Raw genomic sequence first — 19360 nt, 5'->3', positions numbered from 1 at the left:
ATGGCGGACTCCACGAACAAGACGCAGATCGTTAAGCTGCACCACCTGCGTCCTGCCCCGGGAGCCAAGACCGCGAAGACCCGCGTGGGTCGCGGTGAAGGTTCGAAGGGTAAGACCGCTGGCCGTGGCACCAAGGGCACCAAGGCCCGTTACCAGGTTGCTGCCGGCTTCGAGGGTGGCCAGATGCCGATTCACATGCGTCTGCCGAAGCTTCGCGGCTTCAAGAACCCCTTCCGCGTTGAGTACCAGGTCGTGAACGTTGGCAAGCTCGGGGAGCTCTTCCCCGAGGGCGGCAAGGTCACGGTCGAGGATCTCATCGCCAAGCACGCCGTTCGCGACTCCGCGCCCGTCAAGGTGCTCGGTACCGGCGAACTGAGCGTCAAGCTCGAGGTTGAGGTCGACTCCTGGTCGTCCTCTGCCGAGGCGAAGATCACGGCTGCCGGCGGGTCCATCTCGGCTCGCTGACGCTGAACGGGGGTGGTCCCGCGAGGGACCACCCCCGTTACGTGTCTGTGTTTTCGCGGGTGAAGAGCTGTCAAAGTGTTTTTCACCCGCGAAACCGACTTGCCCCAGCACATGGGGCTTTTGCGCGTCGCGTCTCGTTAAATACGCGGCAATGCGCTTTTTTAATGATTGGATATCGCCAACCACTACCCGTGTCGGGTAAGCTGGATCAGTCTAGGGGCTTTGCCCCGCATGCCCATCACCCGTAGGAGGAAGCCTTGCTCGGTGCATTCGCCCAGGCGTTCCGTACCCCCGACTTGCGTCGGAAGCTGCTGTTTACCCTGTTCATCATGGCCGCGTTCCGGCTGGGTTCGTTCATTCCGACGCCCGGTGTGGACTCTCAGGCCGTCCAGCGCTGTATGGCGCAGGAGTCGCAGGCGTCGCTGCTCGACCTCGTCAACCTGTTCTCGGGTGGAGCGCTCCTGCAGCTCTCGATCTTCGCGCTCGGCATCATGCCGTACATCACCGCGTCGATCATCATTCAGCTGTTGAGGGTGGTCATTCCTCGCTTCGACGACCTTCACAAGGAAGGCCAGACGGGCCAGGCCAAGCTGACGCAGTACACGCGTTACCTCACGATCTTCCTGGGTATCCTCCAGGCGACCACGACGATCTCACTCGCGCGTAGCGGTCAGCTGTTCCAGTCGTGCAACCAGGACATCATTAAGGATCGCTCTGTTCTGACGTTCATCATGATGATCATCGTCATGATGGCCGGCACCGGCGTCATCATGTGGCTCGGCGAGCTTATCACTGAGCGCGGCATCGGTAACGGCATGTCGCTGCTGATCTTCACGTCGATCGCGGCCCGTCTGCCCGAGCAGCTCCTGTCGATCGGCCAGGCCGGCAAGTGGGGTTCGGTCGCCGCTATCGTCGCCCTGCTTCTCCTCGTCGCGATCGCTGTCGTCTACGTTGAGCAGGCCCAGCGCCGCATCCCGGTCCAGTACGCCAAGCGCATGATTGGGCGTCGCCAGTACGGCGGCACCACCACGTATATTCCGCTGAAGATCAACATGTCGGGCGTTATTCCCGTCATCTTCGCGTCGTCGATTCTCGCCCTGCCCCCGATGGCGGCGCAGTTTGGCAAGCCGAACGACGCGTGGGTTCAGTGGATCTCCGCGCACTTCACGCAGGGCAGCTCGTTCTACCTGACGATCTACGCCCTCATGACTCTGTTCTTCACCTTCTTCTACACCGCTATCACGTTCAACCCGGACGAGGTTGCGGACAACATGAAGAAGTACGGAGGCTTCATCCCCGGTTACCGTGCGGGTCGTCCCACGGCTGAGTACCTGCGCTACGTGATTAACCGAATCACGTCGGCGGGCGCCCTCTACCTGGTGATTATCGCCCTCCTGCCGTCTCTCGCGATCATTCCGCTGAAGCTCTCGAGCTCGCAGATGCCCTTCGGTGGCACCACGCTGCTCATCATCATCGGCGTTGGTCTGCAGACGGTGAAGGAAATCAACACGCAGCTGCAGCAGCATCACTATGAAGGATTCCTGAAATGACAGTCGTCATCCTCCTCGGCCCTCCCGGAGCTGGCAAGGGCACCCAGGCCTCGCGCATCGCTGAGCGCCTCGGTATCCCGGCTATTTCGACGGGCGACATCTTCCGTGCCAACATGGCGGAAGGTACGGAGATCGGCAAGCAGGCGCAGGCCTACATGGACCGCGGCGAGTTCGTTCCGGACTCGGTCACGAACGCCATGGTGAAGGCGCGCCTCGCAGCCCCCGACGCTGCCGACGGTTTCCTCCTCGACGGCTACCCGCGTTCCGTGGAGCAGGCGCACGTCCTGCGCGACATGCTCCTCGATCTGGGCAAGTCCATTGACGTCGTCCTGGAGATCCAGGTGGACGAGGACGAGGTCGTGGAGCGCATGCTCAAGCGCGCTCAGGAGCAGCACCGCACGGATGACACCGAGCCCGTCATGCGTCACCGCCTGGAGGTTTACCACCAGCAGACGCTGCCCGTCGCCACCTACTACGTCGACCAGGACCTCCTGGAGGTTGTCGATGGCAGTGGCACGATCGACGAGGTTACGGCTCGCATTTTCGAGATCCTCGACTCGGTGGCGAAGAACTAAGCGATGCCACGCATTGAACTGAAGTCCGCGCAGGAGCTTCGATGGATGCGCGAGGCCGGTCTGGTCGTCGCGTCCATCCACGAGGCCCTGCGCGGTGCCATTCGCCCCGGCATTACGACGCGTGAGCTGGACGAGGTCAGCGCCCAGGCCATTGCCGATGGGGGAGCGACGTCCAACTTCAAGGGCTACTACGGCTATCCGGCGACGGTGTGCATCTCGGTGAACGATGTGATCGTTCACGGCATCCCCGGTGACTATGAGCTGGCTCCCGGAGACATCGTGTCTTTCGACTGCGGTGCGTACGTGGAGCGCGGCGGCCGTCAGTGGCACGGAGACGCAGCCTTCAGCGTCATCGTCGGGGAAACCTTTGTGTCGGACGCTGACTTCGCGGCGGGGGAGAGGGCAACCGGTGCTATCGCCGGAGTGGACGAGAACCTGCTGCGCGAGCGTCGTCAGCTCGACGCCGTGACGCGTGAGTCCCTGTGGGCAGCCCTCGCGGGGCTCGCGACCGGCAAGCGTATTAGCGCGGTCGGCAACGCGGTCGAGACCGTTGTTGCCGAGAATGCTCTGATCAACGGCTGGGAAGCAGGCATCATCGAGGAGTTCGTTGGCCACGGCATCGGCACGAAGATGCACATGCCTCCGGATGTCCTCAACTACAACGTTCGCGGCATTCAGGCTCGCCTCAAGCCTGGCATGGTCCTGGCGGTCGAGCCGATGCTGACGCGTGGTGACATTGCCTCGCAGACGGACGACGACGAGTGGACGGTGCGCACGGTCGACGGTCGCGACGCCGCCCACTGGGAGCACTCGATCGCGATCACCGAGGACGGTGTCTCCGTTCTGACGGCGCGCGACGGGGGAGTGGCCGGACTGGCGCCCTATGGTGTCACCCCGGTGTCGCTCGACTGACACGACGTGTGGCTGCGGGCCCGGTACCTCATTCAGGTGCCGGGCCCGAGTCGTTCGTCGACGAGGTCGCGGCCGGACCTCTGGTGGTTCTGGTGGCGCGTGGCGAGCCCCGGCCTCGTCGATAGAAGACAGACTGTGGGGGCGTTTCGCTGAAATGTGACGCATTAAACGTGAGCGAACCGACAGGGACCCTGACTACCGCCGATGGGCGTCAATGCCGTAGAGTAGTTCCTTGGGCGTATCTGCATCCGGCATTCGTCGGTGCACTATGCCTAGCGGCATCCGCCGCAACCTATCCGAGACATGTAGAGGATAAACGGAGGATATGGCGAAGAAAGACGGCGTCATTGAGATGGAAGGCACGGTCGTTGAGGCCCTGCCTAACGCGATGTTCCGTGTGGAACTGAAGAATGGCCACGTGGTTCTCGGCCACATTGCGGGAAAGATGCGTCAGCACTACATCCGCATCCTGCCCGAGGATCGAGTTGTCGTCGAGCTGAGCCCCTACGACCTCTCCCGAGGCCGTATCGTCTACCGCTACAAGTGACCCGACACAAACTGCCCGACGGGCAGTGGAGGTAACAACCATGAAGGTCAAGCCGAGTGTCAAGAAGATCTGTGACAAGTGCAAGGTGATTCGTCGCCACGGCAACGTCATGGTCATCTGCGACAACCCCAGGCACAAGCAGCGCCAGGGCTGAGACCCGCTGCGACCCGCGGGGCACCAAGCCCCACAGCATCACTCTAAGCACCCACTCGTGGGTGACCCTCGGTTCGGAGGCCGAGGCCGGGCTGCTCGCCCGGACTGAGCGATGACGACCTCCGATGAACAACTGGAGCAACATCACCATGGCACGTATTGCCGGCGTCGACCTCCCCCGCGAGAAGCGGCTCGAGATCGCGCTCACATACATCTACGGAGTCGGCCGCACCCGCGCGGCAGAGACCCTCGCCGCCACCGGCGTCAGCCCGGACACTCGCGTGAAGGACGCGACGGAAGAGGAACTCGTCAAGCTTCGTGACTACATTGAGGCAAACTTCAAGGTTGAGGGTGACCTCCGCCGTGAGGTTCAGGCCGACATTCGTCGCAAGATCGAAATCGGTTCGTACCAGGGCCTTCGCCACCGTCGTGGCCTGCCGGTCCACGGTCAGCGCACCAAGACCAACGCGCGTACCCGCAAGGGCCCCAAGCGCACCGTTGCAGGCAAGAAGAAGGCCAAGTAAGGCCTAGGAGAGCGCATCCCCTCGGGGTAGCTTTCCGCGACAAGAAGGAACTGAACCAGAAATGGCAGCAGCAAAGACCTCGCGCTCGGGCGGTGCCCGCAAGCCGCGTCGCAAGATTTCGAAGAACGTCACCAACGGCCACGCCTACATCAAGTCGACGTTCAACAACACCATCGTTTCCCTCACGGACCCCACGGGCGCGGTTGTCGCCTGGGCGTCCTCCGGCCAGGTTGGCTTCAAGGGTTCGCGTAAGTCCACCCCCTTCGCCGCGCAGCTCGCGGCCGAGGCTGCGGCTCGTCGCGCCCAGGAGCACGGCATGAAGAAGGTTGACGTTTTCGTGAAGGGTCCCGGCTCCGGCCGTGAGACCGCGATCCGTTCCCTCCAGGCCGCCGGCCTCGAGATCGGTTCGATCCAGGACGTCACGCCTCAGGCCTTCAACGGCACCCGCCCGCCGAAGCGCCGCCGCGGCTGACTTGTGGACGGGAGGGCATTGCCCTCCCCACGTCTGAACCTTCGGGTTCTTACTCCCTTAGCCTGCTTCAGCAGGTTCCCATATCCGGTGTCATATAGCGGGCACCGGCCAGAAAGGAATAGACGTGCTCATTGCAGAGCGACCCATCCTGACCGAAGAAAAGGTCAGCGACCTGCGCTCCCGTTTCACCCTGGAGCCCCTCGAGCCCGGGTTCGGCTACACGCTGGGTAACTCCCTGCGTCGTACCCTCCTGTCCTCGATCCCGGGTGCAGCGGTGACGTCCATCCGTATTGATGGCGTCCCCCACGAGTTCCGCACGATCGAAGGTGTGAAGGAAGATGTCGCTGAGATCATCCTGAACATCAAGCAGATCGTCCTGTCCAGCGAGAACGACGAGCCTGTCGTCATGTACCTGCGGAAGGCTGGCCCCGGCGAGGTTTTCGCCGGCGACATCACGCCTCCCGCCGGCGTGGAGATCCACAACCCCGATCTGCACCTTGCCACCCTCAACGAGAAGGGCAAGCTGGAGATCGAGCTGACCGTCGAGCGTGGCCGTGGCTACGTGTCGGCCGCTCAGAACAAGGATCCGCAGGCCGAGATCTCTCGCATTCCGATTGATTCGATCTACTCGCCCGTCGTCAAGGTGACCTACAAGGTCGAGGCGACGCGTGTTGAGCAGCGCACCGACTTTGATCGCCTCGTCATCGACGTGGAGACCAAGCCGGCGATCACCCCGCGCGATGCCCTGGCCTCGGCCGGCAAGACGCTGGTGGAGCTGTTCGGCCTCATGCGTGAACTGAACGAGGAAGCGGAAGGCATCGAGGTGGGTCCGTCCACCACCGACGCCACCCTCGCAGCCGATCTGGCTCTCCCGATCGAGAACCTGAACCTGCAGTCGCGTTCCTACAACGCGCTGCGTCGCCGCGGCATCCTGACCGTCGGCGAGCTGGTTGCTCACTCGGAGGCCGACCTGCTCGACATCCGCAACTTCGGCACCAAGTCGATCGAAGAGATCAAGGAGTCCCTGGCGGCCCTTGGTATGACGCTGAAGGACTCGGTCATGCCGAGCTTCGGCGACTCGGAGTCCGCCGCGATCTTTTCGGACGACCAGTCCATCTGACCCCGTGCGTCCGATGGACGCATTGAATCCGTAGGAGAAACTCATGCCCACCCCCAAGAAGGGTGCTCGTCTGGGCGGTAGCCCGGCACACCAGAAGCTGATCCTGTCGAACCTGGCAGCTCAGCTCATCGAACACCGTGCGATCACGACGACCGAGGCCAAGGCTAAGGCCCTGCGCCCCTACGTCGAGAAGCTCATCACCAAGGCCAAGCGTGGCGACCAGCACGCCCGCCGCACGGTCATGAAGAAGATCCCCAACAAGGGCATCGTCGCGATCCTCTTCGAGGAGCTCGTTCCCGCGATGGATTCCGAGCGCGCTGGCGGCTACACCCGCCTCATCCGCGTCGGCAACCGCAAGGGCGACAACGCTCCCCTGATGCGCATTGAGCTCGTCATGGAGAAGGTCGAGAAGAAGGCCGTCGTGAAGGCTGCCGAGAAGACCGCCGCCAAGGCCGTCGCCGAAGAGGCCGAGAAGGCCGCCGAGGCTGCCGCCGAGCGCGCCGAAGAGGCTCGCGAGGAAGGCGATCTCGCCAAGGCCAACGAGGCCGAGGAAATCGCCGAGGAGGCCGGCAAGGCTGCAGACGCCGCCGAGCAGGTCGCCGACGAGAAGTGACCGTTCGTCACTGATCAACTCGAGCATTGGGCCGGACATTCCGCAAGGAGTGTCCGGCCCTTGCCGTATCCGGTAGCCTGAAGCCATGACTCGTGAGATGACGTTGGCGATTGACTGCGGCGGCGGTGGCATTAAGGGCTCCGTCGTGGATGAGCGCGGCACGATGATGGCCCCGCCTCGCAGAGTGCCCACTCCTTACCCGCTGCCTCCTGAGCTTCTCGTGGAAACCGTTATCGGCCTCGCGCGTGAGCTTCCCACTGCGACGCGAGTGACGATGGGTATGCCGGGAATGATCCGCCACGGTGTTGTCATCGCGACCCCTCACTACATCACCCGCGATGGGCCGCGCTCGCGCGTGCTGCCCGAGCTGGTCGAGCGCTGGGACCACTTCGACATGGGCCGTGCGATTGAGGAGGCCCTCGGCCTGCCCACCAAGGTCTTGAACGATGCCGAAGTCGCTGGCGCCGGCGCGATCACGGGCCGCGGCCTCGAAATGATCATCACCCTGGGAACGGGCCTCGGTAACGCGGTGTTCGACGGCGGCCAGCTGGCGCCCCACGTCGAGGTCTCTCAGGGACCTGTTCGCTGGGGCCTGACATACGACGACTACATCGGCGAGCATGAGCGCCTGCGTCTGGGCGACGTTCACTGGTCGCGTCGTGTTCGCCGCGTCGTGGATGGACTGCGCCCCATGTACATGTGGGATCGCCTCTACTTAGGTGGCGGCAACTCCAAGCGCATCACGGCCTCGAACCTGCGCCTCATGGGCGATGACGTGATCGTCGTGCCCAACGACGCGGGCATTATCGGCGGCGTTCGGGCGTGGGAGCTGTGAGCGCGCGGCGCCTGCGCCTCGACCTGGGCTACGACGGCACCGACTTTCGGGGTTGGGCCGCCCAGCCCGGACTGCGCACCGTCCAGGGCGAGGTTGAAGCGGCCCTCGCCATGGCCTCGCGCGAAGAGATCGTCACGACGGTGGCCGGCCGTACCGATGCGGGGGTTCATGCGCGTCACCAGGTCTGTCACGCGGACATTTCCGAGGCCGCCTGGACGCGACTGTCGCCCAGGGGAGGGGAGTCCGACGACGAGGCCGTGGCCTCGGCGATCGTCCGCCGACTCAACAAGATCCTCTCCGGTCGCTACGGCGAGCGCGCTCGTGGCCGCGACCTGGCCGCCGCGCGCGGGACCTGCGACGTGCGCATCTACTCGGCCGCCGTTGTCGCCCCCACTTTCGACGCGCGCTTCTCCGCCCTTGGGCGCTCGTACGCCTACCGTGTGTCGGACCGCCCCGAGCCCCTCGGGCGCTGGGATCGCCTCTGGGTCGAAGATCCCCTCGACGAGGCTGCCATGAACGAGGCCGGGGCCGCCCTCCTCGGGGAACACGACTTCCTCGGGTTCTGCCGCCCGCGCGAGGGGGCTACGACGATCCGAACCCTGCGTACCCTGCGCGCCGAGCGTGACGCCGAGGGGACCCTCGTCTTCCGAGTCGAGGCGGATGCGTTCTGCCACTCGATGGTCCGCTCCCTGGTGGGGGCGCTGCTCCTGGTGGGCTCGGGCGCGCGCGACGTTGACTACCCGGCGCAGATCCTGAGGGCCCGGTCCCGCTCCAAGGCCGCGCCGATCGCCCCCGCACACGGGCTCACCCTCGAGGGCGTGGAGTATCCCGATCCCTCGCGATGGGGCGCGCGGGCCGAGCAGGCCCGGGCCAGGCGCGACACGTGCTGCGGCGACGACGGCTGAGGAATGTGACACAGTATTCGCCGCGCTTTGACCGCCGGGCTGCGCACAGATAATATGGCTAGTGCTGTGCGTCAGCAGAGTACCTAGTGTCTCCCACTCGCTAGGAGCGCTCGCCGACGCCTCGCGCGAACCGTTTCATCGCGGATGCCCCCGGAAATACCGGCGCGGCGTCCCATGACCAACAAGAATTGAAGGTTACGCCCGTGCGCACCTATTCACCCAAGCCTGGGGACGCGGACAAGAAGTGGTACGTCATTGACGCCACCGACGTCGTCCTCGGTCGCCTGGCAGCCCAGACCGCTGCCCTCCTCCGTGGGAAGCACAAGCCGACGTTCGCCCCTCACATGGACATGGGCGACTACGTCATCATCATCAACGCGGACAAGGTCGCTCTGACCGGCAAGAAGCTCGACCAGAAGATGGCCTACCGTCACTCCGGTCGTCCCGGTGGCCTGACCGCGACCGCTTACCGCGACCTCCTCGCTGCGACGCCTGAGCGCGCCGTCGAGAAGGCCGTTAAGGGCATGCTTCCTCACAACTCCCTCGGCCGCGCGCAGTTCAAGAAGCTGCACGTTTACGCTGGCCCGGAGCACCCCCACGCCGGCCAGTCGCCGGTTCCCTACGAACTGACCCAGGTGGCTCAGTGACCTTTGGTCGCTGAACGCCTTTGACCCTGAGGAGAACCGTGGCTGAGACCATCGTTTCCGCTGAGCTGGACGAGGAAGTCGTCCCCAGCTCCTACACGTCCGAGACCGAGTCGGCTCCCGCCGGCGCCGGTCAGTCCATCACCGCGCCCGGCGCGGGCCTGGGCCGCCGCAAGGAGGCCGTCGCCCGCGTTCGCCTGGTCCCCGGCTCCGGCAAGTGGACCATCAACGGTCGCACCCTTGAGGACTACTTCCCCAACAAGCTGCACCAGCAGCTGGTGAAGTCCCCCTTCGTGCTGCTCGACATTGACGGCCGCTTCGACGTCATCGCCCGCATCAACGGCGGCGGCGTCTCCGGCCAGGCCGGCGCCCTGCGCCTCGGCGTGTCGCGCGCCCTCAACGAGATCGACCGCGACGCGAACCGTCCGGCCCTCAAGAAGGCTGGCTTCCTGACCCGCGATGCCCGCGCCACCGAGCGTAAGAAGGCAGGCCTCAAGAAGGCCCGCAAGGCTTCGCAGTTCTCGAAGCGCTGATTTCACTCAGCACATTTTCTGTTGGCCGCGTCCCGCTCCTGCGGGGCGCGGCCTTCGTTTACCCATCAGCACGTGCCAGGATGTGAGCGTCTCCGCTGTCCGTGCCCCGGCCTCGTGCCAAGGAGAAGGCGCGGGCGCGGTAGGCTTAGTGCAGTCGTATGACCCACTGAACGGAGAGACTATGCCCAGGATGTTCGGCACGGATGGCGTGCGAGGATTGGCAAACGTTGACATCACTGCGGACCTCGCGCTGCAGCTCGGCGAGGCGGCAGCCCGCCAGTTCGGCGGCTCCCCGCGTGCGGACGGCTCTAAGCCCCGTGCGATCATTGGCCGCGACACACGTATCTCGGGCGAGTTCCTCGACCACGCCCTCGCGGCGGGTCTGGCGAGTGCCGGCATGGACGTGACCCGCATCGGCGTCGTCACCACCCCCACGGTCGCGCATTTGACGGCCACCGAGGACACCGTGGACCTCGGCGTCATGATTTCCGCGTCACACAACCCGATGCCCGACAATGGCATCAAGTTCTTCGCGCACGGCGGCTACAAGCTGGCCGATGCCGTGGAGGACCAGATCGAGGCGCTCGTGAACACCGAGTGGGATCGTCCTACCGGCGACGCCGTCGGCGAGATCAACGCCGACCACGCGTGGGCGAAGGACTCCTACATTGCGCACCTCGTCGAGGCAATCGGCACCGATCTGCGCGGCATGAAGATCGCGATCGACTGCGCGAATGGCGCGGCTTCCGAGCTGGGTCCGGCCGTGTTCCGGGAGCTTGGTGCGGATATCACCGTCATCAACGCGTCCCCGGATGGGCGCAACATCAACCTGAACGCGGGTTCCACGCACCCCGAGTCCCTGCAGGCCGCCGTCGTTGAGGCCGGCTGCGACTTCGGCGTCGCCTACGACGGAGACGCGGATCGCTGCCTCGCCGTCGACCATGAGGGCAACCTCATCGACGGCGACAAGATCATGGGCTCGCTGGCCGTGAACGCGCAGCAGCGCGGGGCGCTCGCCAAGGACACCCTCGTCGTGACCGTCATGAGCAACCTGGGCCTCCTGATCGCCATGCGCGAGGCCGGCATCAAGACGGTGCAGACCGGCGTGGGCGACCGATACGTGCTTGAGGAGATGCTGGCGTCCGGCTACTCGCTCGGTGGCGAGCAGTCCGGCCACATCATCGCCCGCGACCACGCGACCACGGGTGATGGCATCCTGTCCTCGCTGCTCATCTCTCGCATGGTGAAGGAGTCCGGTCGTTCGCTGGCCGACCTCACGTCCTTCATTGCGCGCCTTCCGCAGACCCTCATCAATGTGGGCGGCGTGGACCGCGCGGCCGCCTCGACGAACGAGGCCGTCGCCGATGCCGTGGCAGCCGCCGAGGCTCGCCTGGGCGACACCGGCCGCGTGCTCCTGCGTCCCTCGGGCACGGAGCCGCTCGTGCGCGTCATGGTCGAGGCCGCCACGCAGGAAGAGGCCGACTCGGTCGCCGCTTCGCTGGCGGACGTCGTCAAGGAGAACCTGGCGCTGTGAGCGTCTGAGAGATGTACGCGTGAGGGCGGGCACCGGCTGGTGCCCGCCCTCACGCGTATGTAGATGGGGTAATCGCAGGGCGTCGTGTTACTTCGCTGCGCACATGCGCGAAATAGGAGTATGTTCGTTCTAGTGATCCGTGCGACAATTTCATCGTAGAAGGGCAACTATCATGGCACTCCCATTCATCCTTGGCGCGTACGCGTCGCATCCGGCACCGGAGCTGGAAGCTGACTACTACCGACTCCTCGCAGATCAGCCGTGGGTGAGCGGCGTTGAGATGCCCTACCCGGGGCAGCTCGCCACCCAGGGTGAGGTCCTGGCCAGCCACCTGGCGGCTCACTGGGACTTCAATACGATCACCGCGATCCCCGGCACCATGCAGAACGTGTGGAAGAACGAGAGCTTCGGCCTGGCCTCGCCCGACGAGGCCGGACGCGCCGCCGCTCTCGACTTCACCCGAGCGCTGCGTGACGACCTCGCCGCCCTGTGTGAGCGGGCGGGTCGCCAGCTGGTCGCCCGCGTGCAGCTGCACTCGGCACCCACGCGCCTGGCGCAGGTGGACGCCTTCAAGCGTTCGCTCGCCGAGGTGGCCACCTGGGACTGGTGCGGGGCCACGCTCGTCATCGAGCACTGTGACAAGTACATCCCCGAGCAGAACCCCGAAAAGGGATTCCTCTCCCTTGAATCCGAGATCGATGTCGTCTCTGAGGCCGGTATCGGCATTCACCTCAACTGGGGCCGCTCTGCCGTGGAGGGCCGAAGCGCGGACACCGCCTACGAGCACGTGCTCGAGGCCGGCAAGCGCGGTGTCCTGGACGGCATCATCTTCTCGGGCGCAGGCCCGGAGGAAACCCAGTACGGCTACTCCTGGATCGACGGACACCTGCCCGCGCAGGCCGACGAACCGACCTCGCTCATGGACGAGGCCGAGATCGCCCGCTGCGCACAGGCTGCCGTCGCGGGTGGGGCCAAGTACCTCGGCGCGAAGGTCTGCGTCCCCAAGGACGCGTCCCTCGAACAGCGTTTGGCCATGCTGACCAACATCTACCGGGCCTGCGGCCTCGGTGAGTAACGGCGTCGCCGCCGGGTGTCGCTCTCGCACTTTGTGAGCGTGCGGGAGGCGCCCGGCGCGAGGCGCACGTGTGAGGGAGGGGCGGATGCCAACTGACATCCGCCCCTCCCTGCGTCGTGTCGGGGATCCTGTGATGCATCCCTCGCGTCGGACTCGCGACTAGGGCAAGTCGAATCGCGCCCGGAAAGCGGGGGAGGGGGACAGGTACTGATCGACGCAGGTGCGCACGGTCTCGGCGTCGATGTCTTGATTCGTGAACAACTCCTGGATGGCCGGGTTATCGCCCTGCGTGATCGGCTCGTACGTTCCTTCTGGCGAGTAGTAGAAGATGTCGCGGCTCACAACAGCCTCCGGGCGCTGCTTGGTCGTGGTGAGGACGGGGACGCGGCCGAAGATCGCGAGATCCCAGAGCTGCTTCGAAATGTTCGCGGGGTCGGCGGGGGCGTAGTACATCATGTGGTTCGCCGGGATCGTAAAGAACAGGCCGTGCGGTGCCTGGATCTGGAAACGCGACATGAGCGCGGGTATGTTCGCGGCCTTCGCCGTGACGAACGGGGATTGCGCCGACAGGCAGGTGAAGGGCCCGAACTGCTGGATGCGCTCGATGGGGAGGTCGTCGGTGTTCTTTTGTGCGCAATGGAAGAGCTCGTCGATGCTCAGGGGGCATTGGGCCAGCTGTTCGTCTTTCAGCCTGAACAGGGGTGTCGGGCAGTCGAGGCTGAGCGTCAGCGCGAGGCCGCCGGGGTATTGGCGGGCGTAAGAAAACTGCGGGTGTGCGACAGTGTCGGCAGTGCAGAACTCGGTGCGTATGAGTCGACGTAGCTCGTCGGGTTTGTTCAGGATGGTTTCGTCGATGCGTGTCCGCTCGATGAGGTACGGAACCCACGGATCCATCAGATCGTGGTGCGCGTCCGGTTCCGCATCTAGCAGCTCGTTGATGAGTTGATTAATGCCGCACTTCACGGAATCGTTGAGGAGGAGGAACATTGTGCGCTCGGTTTTGTTGAAGCCAATCTGAACCGTGAGGCCGGCATCTTCGAGCCTGCCCGTCAGATAGGGCAGGGCCTTATTGAATACGTAATCGGGATCCATGGGTCCACTGTAGCGGCAGTCCCGGTGTCCGCGTGTGGGGAAGCCAGTGCAGGAGATGCGCAGTTCCCGGGGCGAAGTGTGGGCGTGGGAATAAGCTCGCGACTGCCGACGCGGCGGGGGAGTGCGTCTCCTATGCGCGCCTGGCCACCGATGAGCGCCATACCGGGTGCGTCGGGATCGTCGCGATCGGGGTGCCGTCCGGGGCCTCCTCGTCGATGGATGCGCTGGGGTGAACATCGGTCATGGGGGAGCGGCCCTCGATCACGTTGATGATCGAGGAGACGGCAGCCTCGGTCATTTCCTTGAGGGGCCACTCGACCGTCGTGAGGCCGAGAGCGGAGGCGCTGCGGTGGTCTTGATTGCCGAAGCCGAGGACCGACAGGTCGTGGGGTACTGACAGATCCAGGTCTGCGGCAGCCTGGAAGACGCCGGGGGCCTGCGAGTCGTCGGCCAGGGCGATGAGCGAGATTGACGGGTCTTCGTCGAGGAGGCGCAGTGCGGCCTGGTAGGCCGTGGTGGGCTCCCAGTCGGGCAGCGAGTAGAGGGTGAACTTCGTGCCGAACGCGCTCGCGATCGGGTTCTGGCGCGCGTGATTCGTGTTTGGTCCCGCCAAGAAGACGGCACGCCCCTGACCTGTGCCGGTCGCCGGATCCACGAGCGCGCAGTCTGAGAGAACGTCGCGCACGCCGGCACCCTCGTCGATGCGAATGAGGGAGGATTCCGAGCCGGTGGGGTTGGCCTCGATCATCGACATGGCGACGACAGGGATGCCGAGATTGGCGAGCAGGCGCGAGGTGAAGGCCTCGGCCGACGTGGTCTCGCGGATGATGCCGGCCAGCTGCGTGTCGCCCAGGACCCCGCGGATGACCTCGGCGTCCGAGGCTCCGTCGCCGGACTGGAAGAGGGGGAGCAGTAGGTAGCCGTGGCGCTGAATGTCGATCATTGCGGTCGTGAGGACCGTGTGGACGACGGGCACGAAGGGGTCGTCCGGCAGCTCGGCCATAAGGAGGGCGATGAGGTGGGACTTGCCGCGGCGCAGCGACCGGGCGGCTGCGTTGGGGATGTAGTTGAGTTCGCGTGCGGCCTGCTTGACGCGATCGATGGTGGCGGGCGCGATCTTCACGTCCCGGCCTCGTCCGTTGAGGACGAGCGAGACGGTCGACGGTGCGACGCCTGCTGCGCGGGCGACGTCAGCCCGGGTTGCGCGCTCCATGCAAGGCTCCCAATCCTCGGTTGCGTTTCGTTGAAACACAACAACTATAACGTGTTAGTCTTATCTCTGACGATCGGAGTTTCGACGACGACATCCGAAAGGCACAGAGACGTGATATCGATACTACCTTCCTATGCTCCCGGCGCGGGCGCGCTTGTGCCTCCGCGCGCGCACCTCGCTGACGACTGTGGGGTTCTCAGCCTCGATGGCATGTGGAGCTTCGCCTATCACAGCACCGACCCCGCCCCCTTCGTCAACGTCGAGCAGCCCTGGGATGAACCCGCTCCCGCCGGCGACGCGTCCGAGATCGACGTGCCCAGCCACTGGGTCCTGCGCGGCGAGGGCGCCTGGGGCCACCCCGCCTACACCAACGTCGACTTCCCCTTCCCGGTCGACCCGCCGTTCCCGCCCGACGACAACCCTGTCGGCGACTACCGCCGCACCTTCGAACTCCCCGCCGACTGGCAGGGCAGCCACATTCGCCTGCGTTTCGACGGCGTTGAAAGTCAGGCCACCGTGTGGGTGAACGGCACGTGGATCGGCATGGCCCGCGGTTCGCGCCTCGCCCACGAGTTCGACGTGACCGAGGCCGTGCACCCCGGCGTCAATACGATCACCGTGCGCGTGCACCAGTTCAGCTCCGGCTCCTACCTCGAGGACCAGGATCAGTGGTGGCTGCCCGGCATCTTCCGCTCGGTGAGCCTGCGCCGCCTGGCTCCCGGAGCTATCGAAGACCTGTGGGTCGACACCGACTACGAGGCCGGGGTGGGTTATGTGACCATCGAAGCCCGGGTGCTCGGCGCCCAGGAGGCTCATCTGTCCGGGCATCTCAGCATCGACGGCCTCTGGTCGTTCGCCTGCTCGCTCGAACGCGGCGAGGACGGCCGCTACCGCAGCGGCCGCATCGAAGTGGGCAGCGTGCGCCCGTGGAGCGCGCAGGACCCAGCCCTCTACGAAGCGCGCGTCAGCGTCCAGGGCTCGGAAGGCCTCGACGCGGGGGAGCGGTGCCTGCGCATCGGCTTCCGTCGCGTGTCCATCGAGGACGGCGTTCTCATGGCCAACGGCGAGTCCCTGACCCTCAACGGGGTTAACCGTCACGAGGTGCGCGCCGCCGAGGGACGCGTGTTTGACGAGGCCTGGGCGCGCGAAGACCTCACCCTCATGAAGTCCATGGGAATCAACGCGATTCGCACCTCCCACTACCCGCCCCACCCCCGCCTGCTCGACCTGGTCGACGAGATCGGCCTGTGGGTCATGCTCGAAGGCGACATTGAAACGCATGGGTTCGAGGGCGAGGGGGAGTGGATCGATAACCCCTCCGACGACCCGCGCTGGACCGATGCCTACATGGATCGCACGGTCCGCGCCTTCGAGCGCGACAAGAACCATCCCTCGATCATGAGCTGGAGCCTTGGCAACGAGTCCGGCACCGGCGCGAACCTGGTCGCCTGCGCGCGCTGGATCCACGAGCGCACGGGTTCCCGGGCGATCGTTCACTACGAGGGCGACCACGGCCTCGAATACACGGACATCTACTCGCGCATGTACCCGACCCTCGAGGAAGTCGCCGCCGTCCTCGACGAAAGCGATCCCCACGCCGAGGTTGCCGTCCCCACGCACGTCGCCGCGCGGGTTGACGACGCCGCGCGCGAGCGCATCCGCCGCGCCCCCTACATCATGTGCGAATACCTGCACGCGATGGGAACAGGTCCCGGAAACGCCGCCGCCTACGCCGCGCAGATGGGCCACCCCCGCCATGCTGGCGGCTTCGTGTGGGAATGGCGCGACCATGCCCTGTGGCGCACCCTGCCCGACGGGCGACGAGCCCTGTCCTACGGTGGCGACTTCGGCGAGGAGGTCCACGACGGCAGCTTCGTGTGCGATGGCCTGATCGATGCCCTGTCGCGCCCCTACGCCGGCACCTGGTCGTGGGTTCAGGCGATGGCCCCGGACGCTCCGGCCCTCGCGAAGGCTGTCGAGTCCTCGCGCGGACATGGCCCGGATGAGGCCCGACTGCGCGCGCTCCTCGGCGCCCCCGTCGCGGTCGTCCGCTCGGACGATGATGTGGCAGCCCCCTACGCGCTCGATGCGCGCGGGCGCCTCGCGCGGATCGGTACCATGCCCGTGAGCGTCGACCTCAGCGTCTTTAGGGCCCCCACCGACAACGATCGCGGGCGCGGCCCCGTCGACTACTGGGGGATTGACGAGGCCGACCTCGGCCCGCTCGGGGTCGGGCGCGGCGAGCACGGAACTTCGCACGCAGCCCGCTGGGAGCAGGCTCGCCTGCACCTGCTGCGCCGACGCCTCGTATCCGTCGAGGAGGATGGCCCCTGCCAGCGCGTCGTCGAGCGCTGGGCCCCGCCTGTCGCGCAGTTTGGCGTCACCCTCACCTGGGAATATCGTCCCGTGCTGCTGGGGGAGACCCCGGCCCTGTCTGTGTCTGCTCGCGTCGTGCCCTACGGGGCCTGGCCCGAGCGTGTCCCGCGCCTCGGCGTGCGCATCGAGATGCCCGGATCGCAGTGGGAAGCCTCGTGGCTCGGCGACACCCTTATCGGATACTCCGACATGCGCGTGAGTGGCGCTCGCGGATATGGACGCGCCCCCGTGCGAGAGCTCTGGGATGTCAGCGTGCGCCCCCAGGAAGGCGGGCAGCGCCTCGACCTCGAAGCCCTCCGTCTGCATGGCGAGGCGGGCGACCTCCTCGTCGTGCCGACCTCGTCCCTGGGCTGGAGCGCCTCGCCGTGGAGCGAGCGTGAATTGGCCGAGGCCTCGCACTGGGAGGACCTGCCTGACAGTGAGCGTACGTTCCTGTGGCTCGACGCATTCCAGGACGGCATCGGCACACGTTCGTGCGGGCCTGACTCTCGGCCCGAGTTCGCCGGTTGTATGCGCGATACGGACCTGACATTCGTAATTGCCCAGGTTGGGGGTGATTAAGCCCCAACCTGTTATGTTGCGGCTTGATAACGATGCGTAAAGTTGTTGGCAAATGATGCGCGAAGCGTCACAGGCCGCTATGATTCAGACATCAACTAACACGAGATAGTTAGTGACTCGATCCCATCGATCGACCAACAAGAACGGACCAATGGAGGTTTCGCATGTTGAAGAAGAAGATGGCCGCAGGCGTTGTCGCCCTCGCCATGTTCAGCACCCTCGGCCTGGCCGCCTGCAACCCTGGTGGCTCCAGCTCCGACAGCTCGAGCGGCGGTTCGACCGCTGCCGGTTCCATCCCCGAGCCCGATGTCGCGTGCGACATCCCCGCGGGCAACCTTGACGACTCGAAGATCGACACCTCGAAGGTTGAAGGCGAGATCACGTTCCAGACCCAGGGTCTGCAGAACGACTTCGGCGACTTCTTCAAGGCCAAGATCAAGGAATTCGAGGACGCCAACCCCGGCGTCAAGATCAACTGGACCGACCAGGGCGGCGGCGCCGAGTTCGACCAGACCGTGACCGCTCAGGCCTCGAACTGCAAGATGGCGGACGTCATCAACGTTCCCTCTTCCACCATCCTCGCCCTGTCCAAGTCCAACCTCCTCATGGACTACGACGTCAAGGCCCCCGGCATCGGCGACAAGTTCGTGAAGTCCATTTGGGAGTCCACCGCCCTGGGCGCCAACGACCACCACACGGCTCTGCCCTGGTACTTCGGCCCCTACATCACCACCTACAACAAGGAGGTCTTCAAGCGCGCTGGTCTCGACGAGAACATGCCGCCCAAGACCATGGATGAGCTGTTCGAGGATGCCGCCAAGGTCGGCGCCGACGGACAGGGAGACTACGGTATCTACGGCTCGCCCGAGTGGTACATGATCGCTCAGCTGCACGGCATGGGCGTCAACCTGCTCAACGCCGACAAGACCGCCTTCGACTTCGCCGACAACGAGGCCGCGATCAACTACGTCACCAAGCTCTCCGAGCTCTACGCCTCCGGCGCCATCCCGAAGGACTCCCTGACCGGCGAGCCCGACCCGGGCAAGGCCTACACCGACGGCAACCTCGCCTTCGGTACCCCCAACGCCTCGTTCCTCAAGTCCGTCAAGAAGAACAACGAGACGGTCTACCAGAACACCGGCGTCGGCCCGTTCCCGACCAACCCCGGCATCAAGCCCGTCTTCGAAGGCCAGTACATCGGCGTCTCCGTCACCACGCAGAACGCCCCCCTGGCCATGAAGTTCGCCGAGTGGATCACCAACGCTGAGAACGAGTACGCCTGGACGCACGACGGCGGCGCCATCATCTTCCCGGCCGCCACCGACGCCCTTGACAAGCTCGTTGCCAACCCGCCGGAGATCGCCGACGACCCGGTCTTCAAGGCCGCCTACGAGGAGGCCGCTAAGGCCGCCAAGGACGCCGAGGCCTACACCGACGTCTTCTACGCGACCGGCGCCGTGAAGGACGCCCTCATTGAGAACGTCAACAAGGCCATCCGCGGTGAGGTCGATCCCAAGACCGCTCTCAAGACCGCTCAGGATCAGATGAACGAGAAGCTCAAGGCTCTCGGAGACTGATTGACCGTTCGGGGGCCGAGGCCTGGCCTCGGCCCCCGACGCATTCCTCGCCCAGCGTCGGGCCGCCGGCTCACGACCCCGCGC

At 65.3% G+C, this 19360-nt stretch carries 20 protein-coding genes; 18 read left to right on the top strand and 2 right to left on the bottom strand.

From position 1 onward, the window contains the following. The 16 genes from rplO to FBF35_RS08575 all read left to right on the top strand — a co-directional run bounded on the left by rplO (position 1) and on the right by FBF35_RS08575 (position 12457). Positions 1-465, top strand: a complete 465-nt coding sequence (gene rplO / locus FBF35_RS08650; protein WP_003790587.1) for a 50S ribosomal protein L15 — start codon at positions 1-3, stop codon at positions 463-465. Positions 466-722: 257 nt separating this feature from the next. Then, entirely contained in the window at positions 723-2015 is a 1293-nt protein-coding gene (secY, locus tag FBF35_RS08645) for a preprotein translocase subunit SecY (protein ID WP_060565775.1), read from the top strand. Continuing rightward, entirely contained in the window at positions 2012-2590 is a 579-nt protein-coding gene (locus FBF35_RS08640; RefSeq protein WP_060565774.1) for an adenylate kinase, read from the top strand. The genes secY and FBF35_RS08640 overlap by 4 nt, the downstream gene beginning before the upstream one ends. A 3-nt stretch (positions 2591-2593) precedes the next feature. Then, positions 2594-3502 carry a type I methionyl aminopeptidase gene (locus tag FBF35_RS08635; protein ID WP_060565773.1) on the top strand — a complete coding sequence of 303 codons (909 nt, stop codon included), beginning with the start codon at positions 2594-2596 and terminating at the stop codon, positions 3500-3502. A 325-nt stretch (positions 3503-3827) separates the two neighbouring features. Beyond that, positions 3828-4049: a translation initiation factor IF-1 gene (gene infA, locus FBF35_RS08630; RefSeq protein WP_003790580.1), complete on the top strand. Its 222-nt coding sequence runs from the start codon at positions 3828-3830 to the stop codon at positions 4047-4049. A 40-nt stretch (positions 4050-4089) separates the two neighbouring features. After that, a complete protein-coding gene (gene rpmJ / locus FBF35_RS08625; RefSeq protein WP_003790577.1) occupies positions 4090-4203 on the top strand; it encodes a 50S ribosomal protein L36 in 114 nt (37 codons plus the stop codon). Positions 4204-4351: 148 nt separating this feature from the next. Continuing rightward, positions 4352-4726, top strand: a complete 375-nt coding sequence (rpsM, locus tag FBF35_RS08620; RefSeq protein WP_005872704.1) for a 30S ribosomal protein S13 — start codon at positions 4352-4354, stop codon at positions 4724-4726. Positions 4727-4787: 61 nt separating this feature from the next. Next, positions 4788-5198 (top strand): 30S ribosomal protein S11, encoded by a 411-nt coding sequence (gene rpsK / locus FBF35_RS08615; protein WP_003790556.1) that lies wholly within the window; start codon positions 4788-4790, stop codon positions 5196-5198. Between the two features lie 124 nt (positions 5199-5322). Continuing rightward, a complete protein-coding gene (locus FBF35_RS08610; protein WP_060565772.1) occupies positions 5323-6318 on the top strand; it encodes a DNA-directed RNA polymerase subunit alpha in 996 nt (331 codons plus the stop codon). 43 nt (positions 6319-6361) lie between these two features. Further along, positions 6362-6931 (top strand): 50S ribosomal protein L17, encoded by a 570-nt coding sequence (gene rplQ, locus FBF35_RS08605; RefSeq protein ID WP_060565771.1) that lies wholly within the window; start codon positions 6362-6364, stop codon positions 6929-6931. An 85-nt stretch (positions 6932-7016) separates the two neighbouring features. Further along, the gene (locus tag FBF35_RS08600; RefSeq protein ID WP_060565770.1) at positions 7017-7766 is read left to right on the top strand and encodes an ROK family protein; all 750 of its coding nucleotides are present in this window, start codon (positions 7017-7019) and stop codon (positions 7764-7766) included. Next, positions 7763-8671, top strand: coding sequence for a tRNA pseudouridine synthase A (locus tag FBF35_RS08595; RefSeq protein WP_060565769.1), 909 nt, complete (start codon positions 7763-7765; stop codon positions 8669-8671). The genes FBF35_RS08600 and FBF35_RS08595 overlap by 4 nt, the downstream gene beginning before the upstream one ends. Positions 8672-8874: 203 nt before the next feature. Next, positions 8875-9318: a 50S ribosomal protein L13 gene (rplM, locus tag FBF35_RS08590; protein WP_009054754.1), complete on the top strand. Its 444-nt coding sequence runs from the start codon at positions 8875-8877 to the stop codon at positions 9316-9318. 38 nt (positions 9319-9356) lie between these two features. Beyond that, positions 9357-9848 (top strand): 30S ribosomal protein S9, encoded by a 492-nt coding sequence (gene rpsI / locus FBF35_RS08585; RefSeq protein ID WP_009054763.1) that lies wholly within the window; start codon positions 9357-9359, stop codon positions 9846-9848. 181 nt (positions 9849-10029) lie between these two features. Next, on the top strand, positions 10030-11382 hold the full coding sequence (gene glmM, locus FBF35_RS08580) for a phosphoglucosamine mutase (RefSeq protein ID WP_060565768.1): 1353 nt from the start codon (positions 10030-10032) through the stop codon (positions 11380-11382). Between the two features lie 172 nt (positions 11383-11554). Next, the gene (locus tag FBF35_RS08575) at positions 11555-12457 is read left to right on the top strand and encodes a DUF4862 family protein (RefSeq protein WP_060565767.1); all 903 of its coding nucleotides are present in this window, start codon (positions 11555-11557) and stop codon (positions 12455-12457) included. A gap of 159 nt (positions 12458-12616) precedes the next feature. On the opposite strand, the gene FBF35_RS08570 is transcribed toward FBF35_RS08575, so the two are convergent. Continuing rightward, positions 12617-13549: a hypothetical protein gene (locus FBF35_RS08570; RefSeq protein ID WP_060565766.1), complete on the bottom strand. Its 933-nt coding sequence runs from the start codon at positions 13547-13549 to the stop codon at positions 12617-12619. A gap of 130 nt (positions 13550-13679) precedes the next feature. Next, entirely contained in the window at positions 13680-14762 is a 1083-nt protein-coding gene (locus tag FBF35_RS08565; protein WP_060565765.1) for a LacI family DNA-binding transcriptional regulator, read from the bottom strand. Between the two features lie 210 nt (positions 14763-14972). Between FBF35_RS08565 and FBF35_RS08560 the strand changes: the two genes are divergently transcribed. Both FBF35_RS08560 and FBF35_RS08555 read left to right on the top strand, forming a co-directional pair. After that, positions 14973-17699, top strand: coding sequence for a glycoside hydrolase family 2 TIM barrel-domain containing protein (locus FBF35_RS08560; protein WP_082632808.1), 2727 nt, complete (start codon positions 14973-14975; stop codon positions 17697-17699). A 164-nt stretch (positions 17700-17863) separates the two neighbouring features. Then, positions 17864-19276, top strand: a complete 1413-nt coding sequence (locus FBF35_RS08555; RefSeq protein ID WP_060565763.1) for an extracellular solute-binding protein — start codon at positions 17864-17866, stop codon at positions 19274-19276. Positions 19277-19360 lie beyond the last annotated feature (84 nt).

This window comes from Schaalia odontolytica (assembly GCF_005696695.1).
Lineage (GTDB): Bacteria > Actinomycetota > Actinomycetes > Actinomycetales > Actinomycetaceae > Pauljensenia > Pauljensenia odontolytica_C.
The sequence above is the reverse complement of the archived record's forward strand: the minus strand, read 5'-3'. Positions and strand labels throughout refer to the sequence as shown.